Raw genomic sequence first — 26,566 nt, 5'->3', positions numbered from 1 at the left:
TTTAACAAAGTCTGCAGTTATTTCCGATTGCGTTGACGGCGACGGTCACGGTGTTTGAGGATAGGCACCTTGCTTTCATTGCCTCTTAATAAACGGCCAATATTCTTTTGGTGCGTAAAAATGATCAGAAGCCCAACCATTACGGCAAATATTCGGTATAAATGCTCAGGTTCATTAAAAATGGCCAGAATAAATACAGGGAACATGATACCGGCTAATATAGAGCTCAAAGAAACCCAACGGGTTAAAAACAATACTAAAAGGAATACACCTACACAGCATAACGCTACATTCGGCTGAATACCCAGCACCATTCCAAACAAGGAAGCAACGCCTTTACCACCTCTGAAATCTGCCCAAATAGGAAAAATATGACCAACTACAGCAGCTAGGCCAAGACCTATCTGCATGTTGATCAGGTATAACTCATGATCGTAGGCATCCGGAAGGAAAAAAGCCAATTTAACGGCTACAATTGCCTTGATCATATCAACGATCATTACAAATGTGCCCCATTTTGAACCTAAAACACGATAGGTATTGGTAGCACCTGCATTGCCACTGCCATATTCTCGTATATCAATATCAAAGAAATATTGGCTTACCCAAACCGAAGTTGGGATACTTCCAATCAAATAGGCAACAACAATCAGCAAAAACTCATTCATTCAAAATGGGTTGAAGTGGAGCAAATTTAGGGCAAATAGTATACCCAGTATTACTATTTTAATCTTCTCTTCAGTTCTCGTTAACAAACAATAATGAAATCCATTTATTTCTTTCACAATGTTTTATCAATTGTAGACCATGGTCTTGAGCCGTATCAACAATAACGTCCTTATCATCTACTAACAAACCGCTAAACAAGATAAACCCTTTTTGATTAACAGACTCTTTGAGATTGGTAAAGTATTGCAATATCACATTCCTATTTATATTGGCTAAGATGATATCAAATAACTTTTCTGTTGAAATTGTTGAAGAAAGTTCAGCGGTTATTTTACTGCAATGATTCTTTTCTATATTCTCTTTCGTATTTTCTATACTCCATTCATCATTATCAATAGCATAAACACTGGCAGCTCCCAACTTCTCAGCTAGTATAGCCAGTACGCCAGTACCGGTTCCAAAATCAAATACAGATTTATTGACGAAGTCAATATCACGCATTTGCTGCATCATCATATACGTTGTGGCATGATGACCTGTGCCAAAGCTCATTTTGGGTGTAATCAGAATCTCATGTTGAATACCTTGAATAGGCTCATGAAAATGAGCTCTTACAGCACAGAAATCATCAACAATAACCGGTTGGAAGTTACTTTCCCATACAGCATTCCAGTTTTGTTGCTGAAGTGTATTTAACTGAAAGTTATAGCCATCCAGTATTGCATTGACATCATAACTGGGAAAAGAATCCTCTTCAAAATAGGCTAACAGGTGCGTATCCGTTTGCTCAAAGCCAGCGGCACCCAGTTCTTCCAGCTGACTAATTAATATTTCTTGCTGCGCTTCTGAAGCTTCTATGTTGAGTTGAATGTGATTGGACATAATGAAAAAATAAAAGGCTGTCGTACGACAGCCTTAAAAAGATAGTTGAAAAGATTACTGTTCGTTCTCTTGAGAGCTTTGAGATTGTTGGTTCTCTCCACCTTGACGAGGTTCTCTGCGCTGACCGCCGTAGCCGCTTTCACGTCTGTCGCCACGTCCTTCAAAGCGTTGACCACCTTCTCTACGCTGGCCACCATCTCTTCTTTCACCCCTATCGCCACTCTCCTCTTTCATTCCTTCAGGTTTTGGCAACAACACCTTGCGTGACAGTTTGAACTTACCTGTTTTTGGATCCGTTCCTGTCAGCTTCACTTTCACCTTATCATTCTCGTTCAATACACCTTCTAATGTTTCTAAGCGTTTCCAGCTTACTTCAGAGATGTGTAACAAACCTTGCTTGCCAGGTAAGAACTCAACAAACGCACCATATGGCATGATTGATTTAACAACAGCTTCATATTCATCACCTACAACAGGTACAGCCACAATGCCTTTGATCCAGTTGTGTGCTCTGTCAACTTTCTCTTTATCGGTACCAAAGATGCTTACTTCACCTTGGTTGTTTTTCTCTTCGATATTGATTGTAGTGCCAGTTTCACGTTGCATTTCCTGAATAACCTTACCACCAGGCCCGATCACAGCTCCAATAAACTCACGATCAATGAACATTTTCACCATACGCGGCGCATGTGGTTTCACATCTGCACGATGTTCAGGGATACAATTGTACATAGCATCCAGGATATGCATACGGCCACGACGTGCTTGTTCTAACGCTTGGCGCATAACGTCCATGCTCAGACCATCTACTTTAATATCCATTTGGATACCACAGATACCGTCACGTGTTCCGGTTACTTTAAAGTCCATATCACCCAGGTGATCTTCATCACCAAGGATATCGGTCAATACAGCAAACTGATCTCCTTTAGAAATCAAACCCATAGCCACACCAGCTACGTGCTTAGGCAAAGGCACACCAGCATCCATTAAGGCTAAAGAACCGGCACAAACTGTTGCCATTGATGACGAACCATTACTTTCAAGAATATCACTAACTATACGTACAGTATAAGCATAGTCAGCTCCTGGCATCATTTGCTTCAAAGAACGCTGAGCCAGGTTACCATGTCCAACCTCACGACGGCCAGGACCTCTTAAGAACTTCACCTCACCTGTAGAAAACGGCGGAAAGTTATAGTGTAAAATGAATTTAGAATACTCAGACTTAGCAGCACTTTCTACTAACAACTCATCCAATGGAGTACCCAAGGTAATCGTTGTTAAAGATTGTGTTTCACCTCTTGTAAATAAAGCAGCACCATGTGGTGTTGGAAGCACATCTACTTCCATATCCAGAGGACGCACTTGCTCCAGGTTACGTCCATCCAGGCGAACTTTATCATTCAGGATCATATCACGTACTACATAGTACTGCAGATCACCTAAATAGTTTTTAACTAGTTTCTTAGTATCGTCATCGATCTCTTCGCCTTCTGGAAGATTAGCTTCGCGAGCCAATACTTCTTTAAGATCATCAGAGATCTTTTTATAGGTCTCTTTACGTTCAGCTTTTGGCAAGTTGGCTCTTGACAATTCTTCCATTCTAGCCTTTGCAAACTCTTCTACGCGCTGACGTAATACTTCGTTTACTACAGGTTTTGGATAGTCGCGTTTAGCTCCTGCACCTACCATGTCACGTAATTCCTGCTGTGCACGGATCTGAACACGGATAGCGTCATGTGCTACTTCCAAAGCTTTTACTAAGTCTTCTTCACTACACTCTTTAGCTTCACCTTCCACCATCATGATGTTTTTCTCAGTGGCGGCAATGATGAAGTCCATATCAGACTTCTCCATTTCAGAGCGTGTAGGATTGATCTTAAACTGACCATCAATACGGCTTACACGTACTTCAGAAATGATTTCTTGGATAGGAATATTTGAAACAGCTAATGCCGCAGAAGCAGCTAAGCAGGCCAATGCATCAGGCATGATCTCCGAATCAGAAGAGATCAAAGTAACGATTACCTGCACCTCGCAGAAATAATCTTCAGGGAATAATGGGCGTAAAGCACGGTCGATCAAACGAGAGATCAAAATCTCATAATCACTCAATCTGCCTTCTCTTTTAAAGAAAGAACCCGGAATACGACCAGCAGAAGCAAACTTCTCCATGTAGTCTACGCTCAATGGGAAGAAGTCTTGCCCAGGCTTTGGTTCTTCTGTTGCTACAACAGTAGCCAACAAAATGTTATTGCCCATACGAACAGTAACGGCGCCGTCAGCTTGGCGAGCTAAACGACCAGTCTCAATAGTGACTTCACGGCCATCACCTATATCAAATGTTTTTGAAAATTTTTGTGTCAGCATAATTAGAATTTGAGGGGTTTAATGGGCGCATCAATAAGGTTAGTCCAAAAAGCCAAAACCCAACCTTTTAAGTAGTGGTTGGGAAATAGCCTATAATGAATTGGAAAACTAACTTATTTACGAATGCCTAATTTCTCAATCAAGCCACGGTATCCTTGCAGGTTATGCTTAGACAAGTAGTTCAATAAGCGACGACGCTTACCTACCAATTGCATCAGACCACGGTGTGTAGAGAAATCTTTTTTGTTTTGCTGTAAATGAGCAGAAATTTGAGAAATGCGCTCTGTTAATAACGCAATTTGACCCTCAATTGAACCGGTATTGGTTTCGCTTCCACCATATTGGGCAAAAATGCCAGCTTTTTTTTCTTTTGTTAATGACATCGCTACGTTTTTTTGCAGCATTCCGATTGAATGCCAGTATAGTTTTACTTTATTTTGGCGGCAAAGGTAGGCATTTCTGTTAAAACTAAAAAGTAAAAGATAAACTAAAGATGTGTTTTTCAATTACTAACCCTATTAAAATGCCCCAGCCTTCATCACAAACCGCAAATTGCTAACGTCACTTATTGTATCACTTTCTGGGGAGTTATAGAGGATATCCTTATCTATACATTCCAATTTCTCCTATAAACATACTTTACTTGTCTACTATTGGCCATCTACCTATTTTTATTGATCAGGACTCATAACTCACGATTTGCCACTTATCTTTTCCCTATCCTTAGCCACACCCATCGTCGGCTTTTCTTCGGGATTTGTTCGAAACTGCTTCGAAGCGGTCCGAAGGAGTCCCGAAGAAGCCTAAAACAAGGCCCTACGCTGAGGCCAAGCTGAGACGCCGCCAGGTGCGGCCAGTCCCCTGCAAAAGGTTGAACAACACTAAGAAATAGGAATGCAACCAGATATCTTCAAATCTGAAATCTTGAAATCCAAGAATTCTGAACTCTGGATTCCCATTTCATCAGATAATTTCCTCATCAGCTAATTGCCTTCTACTTAACGCCTCCTTCTTAATTTTGCCCAATGCACACGCCCCACGAAGCACTTTCCCAAGATACTAAAGCCATTCTGGGCCTACAATTACCCACCGACCCTAGGTGGGTAAACCTTGCAGCCATGTCGCTGGAAGAGGTTTTAACAGACCACGCCTATTGTGAGCAAAAAGCCGCTATTACCTGTATTTCCCTTATTCAACGTTATAGCCGCAGGGAAGAACTGGTAATAGCGCTGGCACCAATTGTAACCGAAGAATGGGGCCATTTTCGTTTAGTGCTAGCGGAATTGCATAAACGAGGCTTAAAGCTGGGCCAGCAACGTAAAGATGAATATGTTAACGCCCTATTAGCGTTTTGCCAGAAAGGTGGTGATGAAGAAGGCCGTTTATTAGATCAATTACTTCTGATGGCCATGATTGAAGCCCGCAGCTGTGAACGCTTTAAGCGTTTGAGCGAAGGTCTAAATGATGACTATCTACGCAAGTTCTACCGCCGCTTTATGGAAAGCGAGGCTGGTCACTATACCCTCTTTATTGAATTAGCAGAGAAATACATCGATAAAGAAAAAGTACGCAAACGCTGGAATGAGTGGCTTAAGTATGAAGCCCAGATCATCCAATCCTTAGAAGTCCGTGGCGACCGCTTGCACTAAGCCATTGAGAAATAGGCAATCTCATCTTGCAAGTCCAGGTAAGTATACTGCTCCTGCAAAGCCTTAGCCTTTTCATAATGGTTCTTTAAGAACTGCTTATGAGCTTCCGTAGTAGGATGTGCCGAACGGTGCTTACGTGCAACCGTTAATCGTTTCAACTCCTGCAAAAGCGGTAGCAGGCCTTCAGTAGTATGAGTTTGTAAAAACTTCTCCAAAACAAATTCAGTGGCCGGGTAGTTTGGATGCACCATATCGATGTCGTAGAACCGATAATCACGCAACACATCGATCACCAGCTCATAGGAAGGGAAATAATAGAGCTTATCAAATTTGTTAACCAAATGATGCACCGACTCTAATAAGCGCGCTTTACTTCGGTTATTATCTACTACCCCATCACGGATATGCCGAACCGGACTAATGGTAAAGATGATATTTAGCTTTGGATTAAAGCGAAACAGTTGATGAATTGTATTATCCAGTTTGGCAATGATTTCATCGATAGTTGACAACTGCTTCTTAAACCATTTTGCAGGCGCTCTATGACAATTGGCTACTCCATTACCACTGGCTAGCGCAGCTCTGTCTGCTTCTTCTGTGATCTTATAGCTAAAGGCTGATCCCAAGGTTATAATTAGCCAATCGGTTTGTTTTAAGAATTGATGTGCTTTTGTTTGCGAAGCATTTATCAGTTCCAGGGCTTTGTTAGGATCAGTATGAGAAAAGCGGCTATGATGATCCCAGCTATGCCAAAGCTCATTTAAGTAAAACAAGTCTTCTTTTGTGTAGACTTTATTGTCAATATAGGAGATCAGGCTATTACAAACAGCCAACGGATCAAATAGAATTCCATTTGGATTCTGCAGCACCCGAAACTTCATTTCTTTCAACGCATTCCCAATATGCTCCGTAAAGCAAGAGCCTATGGACAGCAAGTGATGCTGATGCTCTATTAATCGATCGGGTTTGGGTAAATCAATATTGATCATAAAAGCCATACTACACAAAGATTTCATTTGCTAATAAAAGACTATGCTGCAACGCTTCTTTATTGATAAACAAGGGATCGCCTTTCTTTTCAAAATAATCCAGCATCCATTCGGTTGTCATGTTTCCCACTAAATCATCCTTTGCCATAGGGCAGCCACCTATTCCTTTTAATGCACCATCGAATCGGTTACAACCAGCTTCGTAAGCCGCCGCCAATTTATCTTCCCAATTATGAGCCGTCGAGTGAAGATGTACTCCTATAGTGGCTTGCGGGTATTGCGGTATAAGTGTTTGTAAGGCATGCGTAATTTGTTCTGGTGTGGCCACACCTACCGTATCTGCCAATGAAAGGATCTGAATATTGCGCTTGACCATTTCATCAGCCCATTTCAAAAGTATGGCCTCATTGTATTCATCACCATATGGATTGCCAAAGCCCATACTTAGGTAGATGACCAATTGCTTATTATGACGCACACATAGATTCTGTATCTCTTCTACGCGATGCAGGCTCTCTTCAATGGTGCTATTGGTATTGCGTTGTTGAAAAGTTGGAGATATGGAAAATGGAAATCCTAAATAGGTAATTGGTGAAAAGCTAACGGCTTCTTCCGCCCCTCTTGTATTGGCCACAATGGCCAACAACTTGGTTTTACTTTCTGATAGATCTAGTTGAGCAAGTACTTCTTTTGTATCTGCCATTTGGGGAATGGCTTTAGGCGAAACAAAGGAGCCAAAATCTAATGTATCAAAGCCCACTTTTAGCAAGGCATTCAGGTATTCAACCTTTTGAGCTGTTGGAATAAAGCTTTTCCAGCCTTGCATGGCATCACGCGGACACTCAACAAAGCTAATCGCACCTTGATTTCTTTTATCTGATAAATCAATCATTTCGAATTTTTCCTCCGTTTCTAAATCCCTAATTTCCAATTCCTTCCCTTGTCCCTTAAACATTGAAAGTTGAGCGTTGAACATTCCTTATCTCATTACTCATTATTCATCATTCCTTGTTCCTTGTTCAATAATCCTTTCCTGTCAACTGCCCTCTATCCTCTATCATCCCTCCTCCGCGTTTATCTGCGGGACATTCCTTGTCAACTTATCAACCCTTACCCGCAGCTATCATTAGCTAATTATCACATCAGCTACTTAACCGTTGTTTCATTGCTTCGTACAAGATCATACCGGTTGCCACCGATACGTTTAACGACTCAAACTCACCAGCCATAGGTATCTTGAACTTTATATCACACGCCTTCATCAATGCCGGATAGATCCCCTTTTCTTCACTTCCCATTATAATAGCCATCGGCTCTTTAAAGTCTACATCAAATACAGAAGTACTGGCGGTCATTTCACTGGCTAATACCTTTATACCATTTAAATGCAGTTCATCTACCGCTTTTAGTAAGCTATTCACCCGGCAAATAGTGATCTTCTCTAAGGCCCCAGCAGATGTTAATACAGCATCTTCATTTAAAGCTCCTACTCCTTTATCCGGAATAATAATAGCTTGTACACCAGTACAAAAAGCTGTTCGGGCAATCCCTCCAATATTACGCACATCGGTAATACCGTCTAAGATTAAGAACAGCGGCACCTCTCCTTTTTCAACTACCCAAGATATCACTTGCTGAAGATCCTGATACTGCACCTTTGAAACCAGCGCTATACAACCATCATGCGAACCAGCATTAAATCCATTTAGCTTCTCTACTGGCACATAGTTAATGGGTATTGCGTTTTGTGCGGCAATACGCTTTACATCGTCTATCACGTCACGATAGCCATTGCTTTGTAAATAGATGCGATCAATCTGCTTTCCCAACTGTATGGCTTCTATAAGCGCCTTCTTTCCTACAATCAAGGAACTCTTCTTCGGTCTGTGCTGCGGTCTAAAATGTTTCACCCGTCAAAAATAGTTTAGCTGAGACAAATAAAAAGCCCCTGCTTTTAGGCAAGGGCTTTCATCTAGTCTAAAAGGACTTATTTGATACCAAAAGCTTTTTTCACCTTTGGAACATAATCTAATTTTTCCCAGGTAAATAACTCTACTTTCTTCTTAATAGACTTACCATCTGGAGTAGAGAAAGTTTTTTCAACAACCTGAGGAGCGCGACCCATATGGCCATAAGCAGCTGTTTCGCTATAGATTGGGTTACGCAATTTCAAGCGCTGCTCAATAAAGTAAGGACGCATATCAAACAAGCCACCCAATATTTTAGCGATCTCGCCATCGGTCATTTCTACCTTTGAAGTACCATAGGTATTTACGTTGATGCTGGTAGGCTGAGCTACACCAATAGCGTAAGATACTTGTACCAGAGCTTCATCACATACACCAGCAGCTACCAGGTTCTTTGCAATATGACGAGTAGCATACGCCGCAGAACGGTCTACTTTAGAAGGATCTTTTCCGCTGAAGGCACCACCACCGTGTGCACCTTTACCACCATACGTGTCAACGATGATCTTACGGCCAGTTAAGCCAGTATCACCATGAGGACCACCAATCACAAACTTACCAGTTGGGTTAATATGGTATTTGATGTTGTTGTTAAACAACTTAGCGTATTTCTTGTATTTAGCCTTTACACGAGGGATCAGGATGTTGATGATGTCCTTTTTGATCTGGGCCAACATCTTAGCTTCTGTATCAAAATCATCATGCTGTGTAGATACTACAATGGCATCAATACGTACTGGACGATTGTTGTCATCGTACTCCAGAGTTACCTGGCTTTTTGCATCTGGACGCAAGTACTTGATCTGCTTATTTTCACGACGTAATGCCGCTAATTCAAGCAAAATTTTATGAGCTAGGTCTAAAGCCAATGGCATATAATCTTCTGTTTCATTAGTAGCGTAGCCAAACATCATTCCTTGGTCACCAGCACCTTGCTCTTCTTTCTTTTGTTTGTCTACCCCTTGGTTGATATCAGAAGACTGCTCATGAATGGCAGATAAGATACCGCATGAGTTTGCTTCAAACATGTACTCACTCTTAGTATATCCAATTTTACGTACCACACCTCTGGCAATTTCCTGTACGTCTAAATACGCCTTTGACTTTACTTCTCCTGCTAGTACTACCTGGCCAGTTGTAACCAGTGTTTCGCAAGCCACTTTAGATTGAGGATCAAAAGCCAAAAAGTTATCAATAAGCGCGTCGGAGATTTGGTCTGCTATTTTATCTGGGTGTCCTTCTGATACACTTTCAGATGTAAATAAGTAAGGCATAGGAGTTTAATGTGTTAAACAGTTGAAAATGAAAGTCGGGTGCAAATATAGCACCCGACGCTTTATGATAGTAAGTATGTTATGGAATATTTGAGTAGACAATCCGCAAGCGCATCGGCTGTGTTGGATGATTACCGCCCCCTACTCTTACTCTATACTTCGTAGATGTAGGATTAATTAGCGGAGTGGCTATTAATGGATTGCTTCCTTGACCTACAGTAAATTTAGTAGCATAAGGACTAGATATACGGAAGTCTGTAACTGTCTCTCTTTTATTCACGATGTTCTGTACATAGCGCGATAAATTCAAGCGCCACAAGCTAATCGATCTGCCATTACCATCAAAAGATTTAATAGCCACAGCACCCAATTCGGTTAGGTTCAATGAACCATCGCTATTAAAGGATAGATCATAAGGAATGGCCTTATAGGCATCTTTAGTGGGGTCAGTATCGGTTTTCGCCTCTAAGAACATATAGGTTGGCGCTGTAAATAAACCATCCGTAGCAGGATTATCGGCTACTTGTTGCACAATCAATTCAGCCCGGTGAATCACACGGTTGCTTAAATTGGCCAAACCTGGAATTTTAACACGAACATAAGTACCAGGTGTATTTTGAATATAACCCAATTGATCTGGCGTACCAGTGCTTAAGTGCGATTTGATCTCACCTGAAGTATAATCTCTCGTTACAATATTGGCATTCGCCCCGGTAGTGGTATTAAAGTAAAAGTTGCGCATAGAAGTATCCTTCTTGGAACCTTTTACATAATTGTAGTAAATAGAAAGCTTGGTATTGGTATCAGCTAATGAAAAACCCATCACCGCATTACCACTACCACCAGAAGGCTTAATAGCAAATCCTTTAAAGAATTTACGAAATGCCGAATCAGAAGCATAGGCCCCAGTACTATCTTGGTTCAATAGCCTTTGCCCAAAGCTGTTGTCTAAACGAATGCGCAATTGATTAGCTGCACTTTCTCTGTATCCAAAAACAGAATCATTCAGGGTTTTGGGTAGAAAGTTTTTAACGCCCAGCTGTCCGGGTACAGTCGTAAACTCAGGTCTTCTTATTTTATAAAGTGAATCAGCGGTAAAATTGGCTGACTGAGCAATCTCACTCACAGTTACTTGCTGCTCAATAGTGGAGTCCCCATACAGATCTCTGTAATTCAACACCAATACCACAGAGTCAATGGAAATCACATCATGATCTTCAAAATAATATTTGGCAGCTGGTGGCTTCAACTCCAGAAAGATAGAAGCCTTGGTTGTACCAAATAAAGGATCATTATTGATCTGCCCTAAATAATGGATAGCACTAGGACCTACCGTATTAATTGTATCACTTAATGCGGAAAACTCCTCATTGTAAGTTTCAACAGTTAATGTATCGGCAAACGTGTTGATATTATCAATTGGAGGAATGAGATCCGTCCCTAATTCAGTAGGCTCATTTATTTTTTTACAAGAAGCAAATGCAATTAATAAAAAAAGAATAAAGGAAGATGAGACATAGAAAGGGATACGATTCTTCACACTATTGAATTAAGCTTTTTGATAATACAGAATTACTTGTTTGCAAGATCGCCATACAACTGTAAATAGTCTGTTAAATCAGACTCAGCGTTGTAAGGCAAGGTCTTCTTTCCGCGCACTTTTGAGAACTCTTCAACCAATGATTTGTCAACGTTTTCATCACCAAATGTTATGGCATCTGCAAAGGTTGCTCCACCACGGAACATAGCAATATTATTGGCGTCTTTATATACTTCCAGATCCTTCTCTTTTAATGAAGTATGAATCAGCGCCTTCTTAACAAAATCATCACCTAAGCTTTCCGTAAAGGTAGTTTGACCAATAGTGTATACTACTTTGCTATGGGCAAATACGGGTTCTTTCTTATAAACCGTTTTCAAATAAGCAGGAATTAAACCAGTCATCCAGCCACTGCAATGAATAACATCAGGAGGCCAGCCAAACTTCTTTACCGTCTCTAGCGCGCCTTTACAGAAGAAAATTGTTCTCAATGCATTGTCATCATACCATTGATCGTTTTCGTCTGTAAATACATATTTCCTCTTGAAAAGATCTTCATTGTCAAGGAAATAAACTTGCAAACGGGCATTGGGTAATGATGCTACCTTGATTTGTAATGGAAAGTCTTCATTGTCAACAGAAACGTTGATACCGGATAAACGAACTACTTCATGCAAACGATGTCTACGCTCATTGATAGATCCAAAACGTGGCATGATACATCGCACTTCAAAACCATTATCATTCGATTTTATTGCCAATTTGTTAACGACTTCAGAGAACTCCGTTAACTCTAAATAGGGAGACATTTCATTAGCAATAAATAAAATTCTTTTCTTTGCTGACATTGTAAACCTGATTTTAAAGGCTTTAAAAGGTTTGCAAAGGTAATTATTTATTAATAAAGCGTAATTCTTATTACTTACTATAAGGTTTCATGATAATTTTTAAACAAGCCCGCCAACTGTCAGAATACCTTCAAACGCAAAAGAACTTAGGTAAAAAGATAGGTTTTGCCCCCACTATGGGAGCTCTCCATAAGGGTCATATGCAATTGATTGAACAGGCTGCTGCAAACAATGACCTAACAGTCTGCAGTATCTTTATTAACCCTACACAATTCAATAATCCTGAAGACTTTCAGAAATATCCGAAGACCATAGAACAGGACATTGAACTATTAACAGGCTATGACTGCGATATATTATTTCTCCCCACTAAAGATGAAGTATATCCAGCAAACTATGTAGCCCCCCATTACGATCTGGGCTATTTGGAAAATATTTTGGAAGGACAATACCGCCCAGGGCATTTTCAGGGCGTATGCCAGGTTGTTGACTTATTGTTAAATATTGTACAACCCCAAAATCTGTACTTAGGCCAAAAAGACTACCAGCAATGTATGGTACTTTCTCGTCTTCTTGAAATAAGGGGTAGCGGGGAGCAACTGCACTTCGTACCTACAAAAAGAGAAGACGATGGATTGGCCATGAGCAGTCGTAACCTGCGATTGAATGAATCCCAACGGGTGTTAGCTACTGCTATCTACCAGGTTTTAACATTTTTAAAAGCCAATATCACCAAGCTTCCTCTCACTGACCTGCGGCTGCAAGGCCGTCAACAATTAGAAGAAAAAGGGTTTACGGTAGATTATGTTGCCATCAGCAATGCTAATACACTTCGGGAGGCGCATTCCACAAATGAACCATTGATTGGCCTGGTTGCAGCTTTTCTAGGCCCCATCCGACTCATCGATAATGAACGTTTAAATTAGGCGCTTCAAGTTCAGATCACTTAATTTTGCATCCGCTATGAATATCTCAGTTTTGAAATCGAAGGTGCATAGAGCCGTTATTACAGAAGCCAATTTACATTATGTAGGAAGCCTAACATTAGATGAAGACATCATGGAAGCGGCTAATATGATCGAGCACGAAAAGGTACAGATCGTAAATGTTAACAACGGCGAGCGTATTGAAACCTACCTGATCAAAGGTAAAAGAGGTTCAGGGGTTTGCTGTCTGAATGGCCCCGCAGCCCGCAGAGGAATGACCGGAGATGTTGTAGTTATCATTTCTTATGCTTCCATGTCCTTCGAGGAGGCCAAAATATTCAAACCTTGGATCGTTTTCCCTAAAGACGGGAATAAATTATAATACACAGCGGAGATATTCTCACGTCAACATTGAAACGTGAAACGTAAGGCGTTAATGAATATCCAATAGTATCAACCTTATTTGACATAAAAAAGCACTCCCTGATCGGAGTGCTTTTCATTTATCAGAAAGATTGTATAAAGAAAACCAATACGATATGTTGGCCTTATATACCGGTCCCCAATTGAGACACACCCAACTTGAAGTCTAAATCAGATATCATCACGTCAGCCATCAGCCATCAATCACACAATCTCCAAATTTCCAAATCCATTCCCTAATTTGGTATTTTCGAAATGGAATGAAACGATCTCTTCTCACCATACTCCAATATCTTTTTTTTGTTGCACTTGGATTTTTATTTGTCTGGTTAACGGTAAAAGATATAAAGCAAGCAGAATGGGAACATATCAAAGGCTCGCTGGCTAATGCCCGTAGATGGGTGATCGTTCCAGTTCTGGCTATGTTATTATTAAGTCACTACAGTCGTGCCCTCCGCTGGAAAATTTTAATGGAGCCGCTTGGATTCAAACCCAGCACATTCAATACCTGGGCAGCTGTCATGATCGGTTACCTTGTCAATGCGGGCGTGCCGCGTTTGGGTGAGGTGGTCAAGTGTAGCATCCTTGCCAAATATGAAAAGGTCCGTGTCGACCGTCTGGTGGGAACCATCGTGATTGAGCGTGTCGTAGACCTGGTTTGCCTGATTATCGTATTTATAGCCGCGCTATTATTTCAGGGCCACGTAATTGGCGACTATATAGCAGATTCGTTTGGAAACTTTTTTAATGATGAGACAGGTCATACCTCTTACCGCAAAGTACTCCTGGTCATTTCTATAATTACCGTCATCGCTTTGGCTCTGTATTTCTTATTAAAACGCTACGGCCATATAGACGTTGTTGCACGCATCCGTAATGTGATCATAGGCATTGGCCATGGCCTGAATAGTATTCGGCTGATCAAACACAAAGGAGCCTTTCTTTTTCATACCCTTTTAATATGGACCCTCTACTTATTAAGCACTACAGCCGGCTTATTTGCCCTAAGAGAAACAGCCTATTTGGGATTTGCGGGCGGCCTTACAACTTTAGCCGTCGGTAGCGTGGGTATGATTCTTACCCCCGGTGGCATAGGTGCTTATCCTTTATTGGTTGCCAAATTAATGGAGCTCTATGGACTGGACCCACATACCATCGGTACCGCCTTAGGGTGGCTCTTATGGTCAGCCCAAACATTGATTATCATTGTATGTGGCGTAATTTTTTCAGCTCTATTTTCCTACCACAATAAAAAACAAAGAAAAATTGAAACCCGGTAAAAGCATTTTAGACAAGATTATTTCATCAGACGAACTAGCACAACGTATTGCCCAATGGCGGGTTTTAGATAAAAAAGTAGCATTTACCAACGGGTGTTTCGACATTCTTCACCAAGGCCATATTGCTTCCTTGTTAGAGGCTGCTCAGCAGGGCGATTACTTAGTGATTGGCCTAAATAGCGACGCTTCTGTCAAGCGTCTTAAGGGATCAGAACGCCCTATTAATTCTCAAGACAGCCGCGCCTTGGTCCTGGCCGCCTTAGCCTTGGTTGATGCGGTTGTAATTTTTGAAGAAGATACCCCGCGAGAGCTCATCAGTAAAATATTACCTGATGTTTTGGTAAAAGGTGGCGATTATAAGGTAGAACAAATAGCAGGCGCTAAAGAGGTTATTGCTAATGGCGGGAAAGTTGTAATAAATCCTATTGTGGCAGGTTTCTCTACAACCAATATCATAGAAAAGTTCAAAGGAAAGAGCTAGGAAAGACCACTGGAGTAATTAAAACGATTAAGAAAGTATGCCAAACCTGAAAAGGAAAACAATTCCACGTGATATTAGCTGGCTTTCTTTTAATGCAAGAGTTTTACAGGAAGCAGCAGACCCCACCGTACCTTTGCGCGAACGCATTCGGTTTCTTGGTATTTTTTCCAACAACCTGGATGAATTTTTCAGAGTACGTGTAGCCACCCTGAAACGCATGATCCAGTTTGGCACCAAAGCCAAAATGCATTTGGAGACCAACCCTGAGGAAATCCTTGAGGAGATCCAGATGACAGTATTAAACCAACAAAGCGAATTTAACCGCATTTGGGAGGGTATTTTGGAGGAACTGAAAGAGGAAAAAATCTTCCTCGTTACAGAAAAAGACCTCACCCCCGAACAGGCGGAATATGTACATACACTCTATGACACAGAAATAAGTCCCAATGTCATCCCTTTAATGATTGAGAGCATTCCCGACTTTCCAAACCTTCGAGACAAATCGATTTTCCTGGGGGTAGTGATGTGGAAGAAGGAAAGTGCCCTCAAGAGAAAATATGCCATTATTGAGGTTCCTACCCGGTTTCTGGACCGCTTTATCCTCCTTCCCTCCCCAGATAATGAAAAGCATATTATTCTAGTTGAAGATGTCATTCGCTTTAATCTTCCCCAGATCTTTAGCTACTTTGGATTTGACCAATACCAGTCGCATGTTTTTAAAGTAACCCGCGATGCCGAAATCGATATCGATAACGACATTTCTACTTCCCTAATTCAAAAGATTGAAAAAGGATTAAAGAACAGGCGGAAGGGAAAACCCGTTCGCTTTGTTTATGATAAGGAAATGGATCCAGGCTTACTGGAATACCTTATTCGCCGGCTCAACCTGGCTAAACGCGACAACCTCATTCCCGGTGGGCGTATCCATAATTTCCGCCATTTTATGGACTTTCCCGGCGAAGTGTTTCGCCAAAAAAGCGAAAGAAGAAAACCATTTGACCATCCCTTACTCACCGAACATAGAAACCGGGTAACAGATGTAGTGCTGGAAAGAGATGTATTGCTCCATTTCCCCTACCACTCTTTTAACCCAGTCATCAATCTGCTTAGAGAGTCAGCCATAGATCCAGATGTTACAGCTATTAAGATCACGGCCTATCGCTTAGCTAACAATTCCAAAGTGATAAACGCACTGATCAATGCGGTCCGCAATGGTAAGCAGGTAACGGTTATGCTAGAACTAAGAGCACGCTTCGATGAAGAGGCAAATCTTGAGTGGAAAGAACGATTGGAAGATGAAGGCGTAAAAGTATTGATCGGTATTCCTAACATGAAGATACATGCTAAAATTTGCCTGATCCGCAAACGCGTAGAAAACAAAGTGATTCATTATGGCTTTGTTAGCACTGGCAACTTGAATGAAAGTACTTCAAAGATCTATGCCGACCACTGTCTGCTCACTTCAAACAGGGCTATCATGTCGGATGTAAATAAACTGTTTAACTATATTGAACACTACAAAACAGGAAACCATTTTTTAAAAGCCTGCAATACGATTCTTCCAAGCCCTCATTTTGTGCGGCAGGAGTTGCTAAAGTTGATCCGTGAAGAGGTAAAAAATGCCAAAAAAGGAAAAACAGCAATTATCATCGGAAAAATGAACTCCCTATCCGATGAAGAGATCATTAATGAGTTGTATGAGGCAGCTAAAGAAGGGGTTGAGATCAAGCTGATCATTAGGGGCATTTTTTGCATGTTTACGGAAAGCGATAAATTCAAAAAGCCGGTTACCGCTATCAGTATTGTTGATGAATACTTAGAGCATGCGCGGGTTTGGGTATTTCATAATAACGGTAAGGAAAAGGTATATATATCATCTGCCGACTGGATGGTTCGTAATATTGACCATCGCGTAGAAGCCTCCTGCCCTATTTTGGATGATCGCTTGAAACAGGAGTTAAAAGACATTCTCAATATCCAATTGCAGGACAATGTCAAGGCCCGTGTTCTGAATAATGAACTAAGCAATGAGTATGTCCAAAATGAATACAACACACCTATCCGCTCTCAAGTGGAAACCTACAATTATTTACACAGTAAAATAAAGCATTCCCTTGAAGTTAGCAGCCATTGATATCGGAAGTAACGCCGCTCGTTTATTAATAAACGATGTGATCCACCTGCCAAATGGCAAGCCTGATTTTGTAAAAGTGACCCTGGTTCGCGTACCACTACGCCTGGGCTTTGATGTTTTTGAAAAAGGGTTTATAGATACAGAAAGGGCTGAAATGTTGTACAAAACAATCGAGTCATATAAGTTGTTGATGGATGTTTATGGCGTACATCATTTAAAAGCCGCAGCCACTTCGGCCATGCGCGATGCCACTAATGCTAAAGAGATTCTTACGCAGGTAAAAGATAAAACAGGAATAGAGATCAAAGTAATTACCGGTGAAGAGGAAGCCTCCTATATTTATGAGAATCATATAGCAGAAAATCTTACCTCAGAAGAGTCATATCTCTATATAGATGTAGGTGGTGGTAGTACCGAACTCACCTTCTTTAGCGACGGCAAGTTGATTTTCAAAGAGTCGTTCAACATAGGTACCATCCGTCTTTTAAAAAACCAGGTACATGAAAAGACCTGGGACGAAATAAAGGAGTTTATCAAGCAAAAAACAAAAGGTTACCACCATGTTACTTGTATAGGATCTGGAGGTAACATCAACAAAGTGTTTTCTTTATCCAAACGCAAAGAAGGCAAGCCACTATCACTTGATTTATTACGTTCCTATTATAAAGAGTTCAATAGCCTTACGCTTTCACAACGCATGAGCCTTTATAAACTGCGTGAAGATCGGGCCGACGTCATTTCGCATGCCTTAATAATCTATATTAACGTAATGCGTTGGGCCGATGCAGAAGAGATTTTTGTTCCTAAAATTGGTTTGGCCGACGGCTTAACACATTTGCTGTATGATGAAGTAATGGCCAAGCAGAAATAAGAACCTGTTCAGCTATTACACTATTTTGTAATTTGCCTCAAATTAGTGACATGAGCGCTGCTGCTGATATAAAGAGAATAACGACGGCTACACTTCAAAAGTTAAAGAATTCAGGACAAAAAATATCAATGCTTACAGCTTACGATTTTTCGTTTGCACGTCTCATTGATGCTTCAGGTATTGATGTTATATTGGTGGGTGACTCCGCTTCCAATGTAATGGCTGGTCATGAAACTACATTGCCGATTACGCTGGATCAGATGATCTACCATGCCAGTTCTGTAGTACGTGGTGCTAAACGTTGTTTAGTGGTTGTAGATCTACCTTTCGGTGCTTATCAATCCAACTCGGATATCGCCCTGGCTTCTGCTATTCGTATCATGAAAGAAACGGGTGCTCATGCTATCAAGCTGGAAGGTGGTGAAGAGATCATTGATTCTGTAAAACGAATCATTTCGGCAGGTATCCCCGTTATGGGACATTTAGGGCTTACACCTCAATCCATTTATAAGTTTGGTAGCTATAACGTACGCGCCAAAGAAGAAGCTGAGGCCAATAAGTTAAAATCCGACGCTTTAATACTACAAGAAGCCGGATGCTTTTCATTGGTATTGGAAAAAATACCAGCGGCATTAGCAAAGGTGGTTTCACAAAGCTTACACATCCCCACAATCGGTATTGGTGCTGGCCCACATTGCGATGGACAGGTGCTGGTTATGCACGATATGTTAGGTATCAACACAGAGTTCCGCCCCCGCTTCTTACGCCAGTATTTAAACCTATACGAGCAGGTAACCGGCGCTGTTAAACAATACATTGACGATGTAAAAAAAGGCGGCTTCCCTTCAGAATCTGAATCTTATTAATGGTGTTGGTAAATACGTCAACCGTAAGACGTAAATGCCCCTCCATCTAATAAACTAAAAAGCACTCTTAAAAGAGTGCTTTTTAGTTTATATCCCTTCTCTTTTCCTTCTTACCCTCTTTTTGCCCTTAGTGTTATTTGCGCCTTCTCCTCTTTGCGTCTTTGCGTGAAATCCTTTCCGCCCTTCCCCAATCATTAAATCCCTTCCTCCCAATCCCGGTTCAGACCTTCCCTACCACTCCGCTCTACCTTCGGTGCTCCTTCTTAGTACCTTCACTAATACTCCTCTGTCCCTTCATAGTTACTCCGTATAGAAGCCATAGTAACTCCGTATCAGGTCCATACTAACTCCGTATCAGGTCCATACTAACTCCGTATGAAGTCCATACCTCACCCGTACCAAAGCCCATACTCGGCCGTACCTTGTCCGCACCTGTCTACCTGTTTATCCTGAAGAAACAATAAAGAAATATGTAATAAGTAGGGATAAAATCCCCTTCAAAATAAGAACCTAAAGATACAACACCCATCCCACTCATTACTCATCATTCATCATTCCTTGTTCATCATTCCCGTTATCTCCTTTCCCTCTTTTATCTCTTAGCTTCAATGTTCAACCATCATACTTTCTATTCTAGCAAAATGTCTCAAATCCCTGTTCAGCCTATATTTGCGCCCACAAAACCTTAACATGTTAAACAAACGATTTGCTTTTGTTAGTGCCGGCGTGATTAGTATCTGTATGAATGCATCCGCACAACAGGAATTAGACCTGGATCCTGTGACTGTTACCTCCAGTATTAGCCCCTTAAACACCTCTAAAACTGGAAGAAACATTGTAACCATTAAGGGAGAACAGTTTAACAACCTGCCTGTGAATTCCATTGATGAATTATTGCGCTACTTACCCGGACTAGAAATTCAAGCGCGTGGCCCTATGGGTGTTCAAAGCGATTTTGTGATCCGCGGTGGTACTTTCCAACAAGTATTAGTAGTGCTGGATGGTATGCGCTTAAATGACCCTCTAACAGGCCATTTTAATAGCTATATACCCATTTCACCAGCCGAAATCGACCGTATTGAAGTATTAAAAGGCGCTTCTTCTGCTATCTATGGCTCTGAAGCAGTGGGTGGCGTTATACATATTATTACAAAAACCTTTGCTGCTCGTAAAGAGAAGCAAAAACAAGCCAGTGCACAATTCGCCGTTGGTGAATATGGTTTAATCAATGGCAATATCGGCGGCTTTTACAATAATGGTAAGACAGCCGTTGGCGGTGGTTTTATGACCAATAATGCTGATGGACAACAACAAAGAGGAACAAGAGGCTTTTTTAACCTGAATACGGCTTCAGCTTCTGTAAGCCATCGTATTAGTGACAACTGGGATGTAGCCCTGCGTAGCGGTTACGACGATCGCAAGTTCGGTGCTCAAAACTTTTACACCAGATCTATTGCTGATACCGCAAATGAGCAAGTAACCTCATTCTGGAATACGCTCCGTGTAGCCTATCAGAAAAACAATAACAAACTAAGTCTTAATGGTGGCTACAAGAAAGCAGAAGACCGATTTGCTTTCAATAGCATGTATCCGGCTAATGCAAATAATAGCAGCATCTGGCAAGGTTTGTTGCAATATGAGCACCGCTTCGCTCCTGCATCAGTTCTAACAACTGGGGCACAATATGTAAATCGCCAATTAGTGTCAAATAACCGCGGAAACCACCAGGAAGCACTTGTGGCAGGGTTTGCTACTTTTAATCACACGTTTAATGACGAGTTCACCGTCTCTCCTGCTATTCGCTTAGACTGGAACGAGAACCGGGGAGCAGAACTGGTTCCCCAATTGAACTTGTCCTATAACCTAAATATTTTCCAATTCAGAGGTAGCATAGGTAAAACTATCCGTGATGCCGACTTTACCGAGCGTTACAACAACTACAATCAGAAGAATACGCCTAATATGCAATCGATTGGAAATCCCGATTTAGAAGCAGAGCGTTCGCTTGCCTATGAGGCAGGAGTAGATATTTACGCAAACAAACTATTTAAAGTTTCTGCTTCCTATTTCAAACGCGACCAGGAAAACCTGATTGATTATGTATATACTCCTTATGCACAAATTAAATACAAGGATAATCTGGTACCAGGCAATTCATATGCTTTAGCAAAGAATATTTATGAAGTAAATACAAGAGGTATTGAAACGGATGTTCAATTCACTAAGGCCTTAGCCAATAAGCAATCTATTTGGAGCAGCGTTGGCTTGGTTTGGTTGAAAAGTAAAAGCTCAGAAGCTAATCCTTCTTTTTACATCTTATCCCATGCCCGCTTCCAAACAAATTTCACTTTGCAGTATGCAACGCCACGTTTCCGTATCAGCACCAATGGAATCTATAAAAATAGAGCAGAGCAGCCCGCTACCGCCTTTATTACCAAGATGAATTCAGACTACTTTGTGATCAATGGAAAAGCTGAAGTTCTGTTTTTAAACCAGAAATTAGGCATCTTTACACAAGTAGATAATATTTTTGATGAAAACTACAGCGACCTTTTTGGCGCTCAAATGCCGGGTCGTTGGTTATTAGTTGGAGCTAAATTCACACTTTAATCAATTGGTATGCAAGATATACTAACGCTTTTAGGCATTACGGACACAAACAAAGGTACCAGCACTGGTGCTCAATGGTTGGCTTCTACCGGGCAAACCATCACTTCCAATTCTCCTGTAAATGGTCAGCACATTGCTAATGTGGTAGTAACGGATGCAGAGGGCTATGAGGCCGTTATGCAAAAAGCTGGTGAAGCTTTTCAGGAGTGGCGCTTATGGCCATCACCAAAGCGCGGTGAAGTGGTTCGCCAGGTGGCAGAAGCGCTCCGTAAATACAAAGAGCCTTTAGGTAAGCTAGTATCATATGAAATGGGTAAAAGCTTGCAGGAAGGCTACGGTGAAGTTCAGGAGATGATTGACATCTGCGATTTTGCCGTAGGCCTTTCCCGCCAGCTACACGGCCTAACCATGCATAGTGAGCGCCCCGGTCACCGTATGTATGAACAATGGCATCCACTGGGCGTGGTGGGTATTATATCTGCTTTCAATTTCCCGGTTGCTGTATGGAGCTGGAATGCAGCCCTGGCTTGGGTATGCGGTGATGTATGCGTATGGAAACCTTCAGAGAAAACTCCATTATGCGCAATTGCTTGTCAACATATCGTCGCAGAAGTATTTGCTAAGAATAATGTTCCTGAAGGCGTTTGTAATGTTGTAATAGGTGAAAGGGATCTTGGTGAACGCATTGCCAATGATACGCGTATACCGCTGGTTTCTGCCACAGGTTCTACCCGCATGGGTAAGGCCGTTGGAGCAGCCGTGGGTGCCCGTCTGGGTCGTTCGTTATTAGAACTAGGTGGAAACAACGCCATTATCATTTCAAAAGATGCTGATCTGGATATGGCCTTAATAGGCTGTGTATTTGGTGCGGTTGGCACTGCCGGTCAGCGTTGTACTACCACGCGCCGTTTGATTATACATGAAGATGTATACGATAGCTTCAAGAATAAACTGGTAGCAGCGTATAAACAATTACGCATTGGTGACCCGCTGGACCAAAACAACCACGTAGGCCCATTGATCGATAAAGGAGCTGTAGACCAATACTTACAGTCTATTGAGAAATGTAAGAAAGAAGGCGGCCAGTTTGTAGTAGAAGGTGGTGTACTGGAAGGATCTGGCTATGAGAGTGGTTGTTATGTAAAACCCTGTATTGCTGAAGCGCAACCTAATTATGAAATTGTGCAGCACGAAACCTTTGCCCCTATACTCTATTTAATGAAGTATAAGACATTTGAAGAAGCTGTTGCCATTCAAAATGGAGTACCACAAGGTCTTTCATCCTCCATCATGACACTTAACCTGAGAGAAGCAGAACAGTTTCTTTCTTCTGCTGGCTCTGACTGCGGAATTGCCAATGTCAATATTGGCACTTCTGGAGCCGAGATTGGTGGTGCCTTTGGTGGTGAAAAAGAAACAGGTGGCGGTCGTGAAAGCGGTAGTGATGCGTGGAGAATATACATGCGTCGCCAAACCAACACTATAAACTACACTACTAGCTTGCCGTTAGCACAGGGTATAAAGTTCGATTTATAAACACTATCTTGTTGCTAATTGTAACCCTATTGGAATTACTACTATGAAAAAACTAACTTTCTGCTTTGTCACTTTACTGGCTTCTGTTTATGGACACACACAGGTTCGTGTCGGTATTACAGGTGGCTATCACCAGGCCTTTGCCAGTACTGAGTTTTATACGACTCAAAACATTCAAAATGCGGCTACTTCTCCGCAAAAAAGCGGGCATTTTGGAGTGACAGCAGATATTCCGTTGAATAATCGTTGGTTTTTTCAAACAGGTTTAAGCTATTACAAAAGAGGACAAAATCAAGCCATTACATTAGATACAAGTCTGACTAAGACTCATTATGTATATGCCAATCAGGAGCAACATTACCTGGACCTTCCTTTTAGCATTGCTTATAAACTGCCGTTAAGTAAGAGTATCAGTTTTGTTGTAGGTGGCGGACCGCAAATTTCTGTCTTTGTATCAGGTAGCGAAACAGTTACCACTGTAGATACGCTCAACCATATAAAAGAAGAAAGAGAGGAAAACCTGTTGGTGGGTAAAGGCGCAGGTCGTTACAAGTCTTCTTTTATTAGCCTAACCGGATTTGCAGGTTTTGAATTGAAGAATGTGTACCTCACGGGTAGTTATTCAAAAGGCCTCTCTGATTATTATGATAGAACAGGTGAAAACTTCAGACATGATAGCTGGGGTGCTACTTTGGGCATCTACATATTCAGAGCAAAACCTGGAAAAGAACCAGTAAAAGTTATTGACAGTGATAATGATGGCATAAGCGATACAGTAGATGCCTGTCCTACCTTAGCTGGCTCATTGGTTACCAATGGGTGTCCGGATAAAGATGGTGATGGTATTGCAGACGATAAAGATCATTGCCCAGCTGTAGCTGGAACAGCAAAATACAACGGCTGCCCCATACCTGATACTGACGGCGATGGCATAAATGATGAAGAAGATAAATGCCCAACGCAAGCTGGTCCAAAAACAAATAATGGTTGCCCCATTGTTGAAAGAGAACCTCAGCCAATAGTGAAGGAAAAAGAAGTAGTTGTAGACCAGAAAGTAGTTGAGCAGATCAATATGAATGCAAAACAAATTGCATTTAAGTTTGGAAAAGCTGCATTAACAGAAGACTCTTATAAAGTACTGGACGAGATTGTTACATTATTAAAAGATACTGATGTAAAGATCAAAGTAGAAGGTCACTCTTCATTAGAAGGAAATGCAAAGTCTAACCTTAAACTTTCTCAGGATCGTGCTGATAATGTAAAAAATTACCTGGCTTCTAAAGGAATTGCAGCAGATAGAATAACGTCTATTGGCTATGGCTCTACACGTCCTATAGTAAAAGGTGCAACGGAAAAAGCCAATGTCCAAAACCGCAGAGTTGAAATAAGTATAGAAAAATAAGAAATCTTCACATAGTTTTTTATAAAAGCCCCTTAATACGGGGCTTTTTTGACATTATTCTATGAACGGTTTCTTTTATTTTTACTGCATACCCAATTTTGAATCTCAAATAACGAAACATGTTAAATCACTTAAAGAAATCCGTCCTGTGCGCTTTTGCAGTTTCTTGTGGCTTTGCGGCTTTGGCACAATCGAGTGATGTGCCAAGAGGATGGCATTTAATGGATAAAACCAAAGATGGTTATTATGGCATTAGTATGGATAAAGCCTATGATCTGGTAAAAGGCAAAAAGAGCCAGACCGTAGTGGTTGCAGTAATAGATTCTGGCATTGACACCCTGCATGAAGACTTAAAAGCCATTCTATGGACAAACCCTAAAGAAATTCCAGGCAATGGTATTGACGACGATAATAATGGTTATATAGATGACGTACACGGCTGGAACTTCTTAGGCGGTAAAGATGGCCGGAATGTAACAGAAGACTCCTATGAATTACACCGTGTATATCACAAGTATAAAGATAAATTCAGCAAGGTTATAGACCCTTCTACTTTAAGTAAGGATGACCAGGACCTATATGCAATGTGGAAGAAGGCAGAGAAAGAAATACTGGGTGGCGATCAGGCTACCAGTGTTACAGAGCTTATCTTCTTAAAGCGTACCTATGAAGGCGCTATAAAAAGTGATAGCCTATTACAAAAAGCCATTGGCAAAGAAGTGTATACCGGTAAAGAGCTAGAGGCGTTTACCCCAACTACAGAAGAAGCCAAAAAAGCAAAAACGGGCTTCATGTTCTTTTTTACAGCCAATGACATAAAAGACATGTCTAACAAGGCTTTCTTGGAAGATTTTAAAGAATACTTAGCCGGTCAGGAGAAAAAAGCTACAGCAGCTACATCGGCGCCAAAGAACTATCGTGGCGATATCGTAAAGGATAACGAAGATGATATTAACGATCGTATCTATGGAAACAACAACATTATGGTAGATGAGCGCTCAGCTTTGCACGGCACGCACGTTTCTGGTATCATTGGTGCTTTACGCAAGAATGGTAAGGGTATGGATGGCGTAGCTGACAATGTACGTATCATGGCCATACGTGCTGTCCCAGATGGCGATGAGCACGATAAAGATATTGCCTTAGCTATTCGTTATGCCGTAGACAATGGCGCCAAGGTGATCAATATGAGTTTTGGAAAAAGCTATTCTCCTGAAAAGAAATGGGTAGACGATGCTGTGAAATATGCGGAAAGCAAAGGTGTATTACTGGTTCATGCAGCTGGTAACGACGCAGCAGATGTAGATACTACAGCCAACTTCCCTACTCCTGTTTTCAAAGGTTCAACTACAAGAGCTACCAATTGGATTACAGTAGGCGCCAGTGGCGATCCTAAAGCAGGTGGTATGGTTGCCTATTTCTCCAATTATGGTAAGAACGAAGTAGATGTTTTTGCTCCAGGCGTAAAGATCTATGCTACAGTTCCCGGTGGTAATACGTATGCAGATCTGCAAGGTACTAGTATGGCATCTCCTGTAGTAGCAGGTACAGCAGCCTTCTTAATGTCTTACTTCCCGAACCTGACAGCTCAGCAAGTGAAGTATGTTATAGAGAATAGTGCTATAACAAACATTGGAGACGTAAAAAACCCAACTACAGGTAATACGGTTCCTTTTTCTGAGTTAAGCAAAACAGGTGGTTTATTAAATGCTGCTGAAGCCGTGAAATTAGCTGAAAAGATCAGCGGTGGTAAAGGTGGCGCACCTGTAAGCACACCTAAAAAAGATAAGAAAGCAAAAGAAGCTCCTAAAAAAGTAGCAACTCCAGTTAAGTCATTCTAAATAAT

General features: G+C 41.3%; 22 protein-coding genes. 12 read left to right on the top strand and 10 right to left on the bottom strand.

The genetic code is table 11. From position 1 onward, the window contains the following. Positions 1-17: 17 nt before the first annotated feature. From plsY to rpsO, 4 genes are all read right to left on the bottom strand, one after another. Positions 18-668 (bottom strand): glycerol-3-phosphate 1-O-acyltransferase PlsY, encoded by a 651-nt coding sequence (gene plsY / locus SY85_RS01865; RefSeq protein WP_066401520.1) that lies wholly within the window; start codon positions 666-668, stop codon positions 18-20. A 70-nt stretch (positions 669-738) separates the two neighbouring features. Continuing rightward, a complete protein-coding gene (gene prmA, locus SY85_RS01860) occupies positions 739-1,551 on the bottom strand; it encodes a 50S ribosomal protein L11 methyltransferase (RefSeq protein WP_066401519.1) in 813 nt (270 codons plus the stop codon). A 54-nt stretch (positions 1,552-1,605) separates the two neighbouring features. After that, positions 1,606-3,924, bottom strand: a complete 2,319-nt coding sequence (pnp, locus tag SY85_RS01855) for a polyribonucleotide nucleotidyltransferase (RefSeq protein WP_066401518.1) — start codon at positions 3,922-3,924, stop codon at positions 1,606-1,608. Between the two features lie 113 nt (positions 3,925-4,037). After that, the gene (gene rpsO / locus SY85_RS01850; protein WP_269465690.1) at positions 4,038-4,430 is read right to left on the bottom strand and encodes a 30S ribosomal protein S15; all 393 of its coding nucleotides are present in this window, start codon (positions 4,428-4,430) and stop codon (positions 4,038-4,040) included. A 519-nt stretch (positions 4,431-4,949) separates the two neighbouring features. On the opposite strand from rpsO, the gene SY85_RS01845 reads away from it, so the two are divergent. Then, the gene (locus SY85_RS01845; RefSeq protein ID WP_066401517.1) at positions 4,950-5,573 is read left to right on the top strand and encodes a MiaE family protein; all 624 of its coding nucleotides are present in this window, start codon (positions 4,950-4,952) and stop codon (positions 5,571-5,573) included. Here the strand turns inward: SY85_RS01845 and SY85_RS01840 are convergent. From SY85_RS01840 to SY85_RS01815, 6 genes are all read right to left on the bottom strand, one after another. Further along, positions 5,570-6,571 (bottom strand): GSCFA domain-containing protein, encoded by a 1,002-nt coding sequence (locus tag SY85_RS01840; protein WP_066401516.1) that lies wholly within the window; start codon positions 6,569-6,571, stop codon positions 5,570-5,572. The two genes, SY85_RS01845 and SY85_RS01840, sit on opposite strands and share 4 nt — an antisense overlap. Position 6,572: 1 nt before the next feature. Beyond that, positions 6,573-7,454: a hydroxymethylglutaryl-CoA lyase gene (locus SY85_RS01835; protein WP_066409229.1), complete on the bottom strand. Its 882-nt coding sequence runs from the start codon at positions 7,452-7,454 to the stop codon at positions 6,573-6,575. A gap of 250 nt (positions 7,455-7,704) precedes the next feature. Next, positions 7,705-8,472 (bottom strand): 23S rRNA (guanosine(2251)-2'-O)-methyltransferase RlmB, encoded by a 768-nt coding sequence (gene rlmB / locus SY85_RS01830; RefSeq protein WP_066401515.1) that lies wholly within the window; start codon positions 8,470-8,472, stop codon positions 7,705-7,707. Positions 8,473-8,549: 77 nt separating this feature from the next. Beyond that, positions 8,550-9,803: a methionine adenosyltransferase gene (metK, locus tag SY85_RS01825; RefSeq protein WP_066401514.1), complete on the bottom strand. Its 1,254-nt coding sequence runs from the start codon at positions 9,801-9,803 to the stop codon at positions 8,550-8,552. A gap of 79 nt (positions 9,804-9,882) precedes the next feature. Further along, positions 9,883-11,343 (bottom strand): DUF4270 family protein, encoded by a 1,461-nt coding sequence (locus SY85_RS01820; protein WP_066401513.1) that lies wholly within the window; start codon positions 11,341-11,343, stop codon positions 9,883-9,885. A 32-nt stretch (positions 11,344-11,375) separates the two neighbouring features. Further along, positions 11,376-12,191: a glycogen/starch synthase gene (locus SY85_RS01815; RefSeq protein ID WP_066401512.1), complete on the bottom strand. Its 816-nt coding sequence runs from the start codon at positions 12,189-12,191 to the stop codon at positions 11,376-11,378. A gap of 89 nt (positions 12,192-12,280) precedes the next feature. Between SY85_RS01815 and panC the strand changes: the two genes are divergently transcribed. From panC to SY85_RS01760, 11 genes are all read left to right on the top strand, one after another. Continuing rightward, positions 12,281-13,117: a pantoate--beta-alanine ligase gene (gene panC / locus SY85_RS01810; RefSeq protein ID WP_066401511.1), complete on the top strand. Its 837-nt coding sequence runs from the start codon at positions 12,281-12,283 to the stop codon at positions 13,115-13,117. 37 nt (positions 13,118-13,154) lie between these two features. Beyond that, entirely contained in the window at positions 13,155-13,499 is a 345-nt protein-coding gene (gene panD, locus SY85_RS01805; RefSeq protein WP_066401510.1) for an aspartate 1-decarboxylase, read from the top strand. Between the two features lie 301 nt (positions 13,500-13,800). Continuing rightward, a complete protein-coding gene (locus SY85_RS01800) occupies positions 13,801-14,820 on the top strand; it encodes a lysylphosphatidylglycerol synthase transmembrane domain-containing protein (RefSeq protein ID WP_066401509.1) in 1,020 nt (339 codons plus the stop codon). Continuing rightward, positions 14,807-15,301, top strand: a complete 495-nt coding sequence (gene rfaE2 / locus SY85_RS01795; RefSeq protein ID WP_082886255.1) for a D-glycero-beta-D-manno-heptose 1-phosphate adenylyltransferase — start codon at positions 14,807-14,809, stop codon at positions 15,299-15,301. The genes SY85_RS01800 and rfaE2 overlap by 14 nt, the downstream gene beginning before the upstream one ends. Positions 15,302-15,338: 37 nt before the next feature. After that, positions 15,339-17,435, top strand: coding sequence for a polyphosphate kinase 1 (ppk1, locus tag SY85_RS01790; protein ID WP_066401508.1), 2,097 nt, complete (start codon positions 15,339-15,341; stop codon positions 17,433-17,435). Further along, positions 17,416-18,306 carry a Ppx/GppA phosphatase family protein gene (locus SY85_RS01785; protein WP_066401507.1) on the top strand — a complete coding sequence of 297 codons (891 nt, stop codon included), beginning with the start codon at positions 17,416-17,418 and terminating at the stop codon, positions 18,304-18,306. The genes ppk1 and SY85_RS01785 overlap by 20 nt, the downstream gene beginning before the upstream one ends. Before the next feature lie 50 nt (positions 18,307-18,356). Next, a complete protein-coding gene (panB, locus tag SY85_RS01780; RefSeq protein WP_066401506.1) occupies positions 18,357-19,172 on the top strand; it encodes a 3-methyl-2-oxobutanoate hydroxymethyltransferase in 816 nt (271 codons plus the stop codon). Between the two features lie 690 nt (positions 19,173-19,862). Next, complete coding sequence (locus SY85_RS01775; protein ID WP_066401505.1) at positions 19,863-21,782, top strand: TonB-dependent receptor plug domain-containing protein; 1,920 nt, start codon at positions 19,863-19,865, stop codon at positions 21,780-21,782. A gap of 9 nt (positions 21,783-21,791) precedes the next feature. Beyond that, positions 21,792-23,318 (top strand): L-piperidine-6-carboxylate dehydrogenase, encoded by a 1,527-nt coding sequence (amaB, locus tag SY85_RS01770; protein ID WP_066401504.1) that lies wholly within the window; start codon positions 21,792-21,794, stop codon positions 23,316-23,318. Positions 23,319-23,361: 43 nt separating this feature from the next. Then, on the top strand, positions 23,362-24,720 hold the full coding sequence (locus tag SY85_RS01765) for an OmpA family protein (protein WP_066401503.1): 1,359 nt from the start codon (positions 23,362-23,364) through the stop codon (positions 24,718-24,720). A 119-nt stretch (positions 24,721-24,839) separates the two neighbouring features. After that, positions 24,840-26,561 carry a S8 family peptidase gene (locus tag SY85_RS01760; RefSeq protein ID WP_066401502.1) on the top strand — a complete coding sequence of 574 codons (1,722 nt, stop codon included), beginning with the start codon at positions 24,840-24,842 and terminating at the stop codon, positions 26,559-26,561. Positions 26,562-26,566 lie beyond the last annotated feature (5 nt).

Origin of the sequence: Flavisolibacter tropicus (assembly GCF_001644645.1) — a bacterium.
Lineage (GTDB): Bacteria > Bacteroidota > Bacteroidia > Chitinophagales > Chitinophagaceae > Flavisolibacter > Flavisolibacter tropicus.
This window is presented reverse-complemented; position numbering and strand designations above follow the sequence as displayed.

Bases quoted from the DNA above. Each gene is read 5' to 3' on its own strand.
- SY85_RS01800 (WP_066401509.1), top strand. From the start codon at position 13,801: ATGAAACGATCTCTTCTCACCATACTCCAATATCTTTTTTTTGTTGCA.
- panC (WP_066401511.1), top strand. From the start codon at position 12,281: ATGATAATTTTTAAACAAGCCCGCCAACTGTCAGAATACCTTCAAACG.
- prmA (WP_066401519.1), bottom strand. From the start codon at position 1,551: ATGTCCAATCACATTCAACTCAACATAGAAGCTTCAGAAGCGCAGCAA.
- panD (WP_066401510.1), top strand. From the start codon at position 13,155: ATGAATATCTCAGTTTTGAAATCGAAGGTGCATAGAGCCGTTATTACA.
- SY85_RS01835 (WP_066409229.1), bottom strand. From the start codon at position 7,454: ATGATTGATTTATCAGATAAAAGAAATCAAGGTGCGATTAGCTTTGTT.
- panB (WP_066401506.1), top strand. From the start codon at position 18,357: ATGAGCGCTGCTGCTGATATAAAGAGAATAACGACGGCTACACTTCAA.
- SY85_RS01775 (WP_066401505.1), top strand. From the start codon at position 19,863: ATGTTAAACAAACGATTTGCTTTTGTTAGTGCCGGCGTGATTAGTATC.
- SY85_RS01765 (WP_066401503.1), top strand. From the start codon at position 23,362: ATGAAAAAACTAACTTTCTGCTTTGTCACTTTACTGGCTTCTGTTTAT.
- SY85_RS01815 (WP_066401512.1), bottom strand. From the start codon at position 12,191: ATGTCAGCAAAGAAAAGAATTTTATTTATTGCTAATGAAATGTCTCCC.
- pnp (WP_066401518.1), bottom strand. From the start codon at position 3,924: ATGCTGACACAAAAATTTTCAAAAACATTTGATATAGGTGATGGCCGT.
- metK (WP_066401514.1), bottom strand. From the start codon at position 9,803: ATGCCTTACTTATTTACATCTGAAAGTGTATCAGAAGGACACCCAGAT.
- SY85_RS01760 (WP_066401502.1), top strand. From the start codon at position 24,840: ATGTTAAATCACTTAAAGAAATCCGTCCTGTGCGCTTTTGCAGTTTCT.
- ppk1 (WP_066401508.1), top strand. From the start codon at position 15,339: ATGCCAAACCTGAAAAGGAAAACAATTCCACGTGATATTAGCTGGCTT.
- SY85_RS01845 (WP_066401517.1), top strand. From the start codon at position 4,950: ATGCACACGCCCCACGAAGCACTTTCCCAAGATACTAAAGCCATTCTG.
- plsY (WP_066401520.1), bottom strand. From the start codon at position 668: ATGAATGAGTTTTTGCTGATTGTTGTTGCCTATTTGATTGGAAGTATC.
- SY85_RS01840 (WP_066401516.1), bottom strand. From the start codon at position 6,571: ATGGCTTTTATGATCAATATTGATTTACCCAAACCCGATCGATTAATA.
- amaB (WP_066401504.1), top strand. From the start codon at position 21,792: ATGCAAGATATACTAACGCTTTTAGGCATTACGGACACAAACAAAGGT.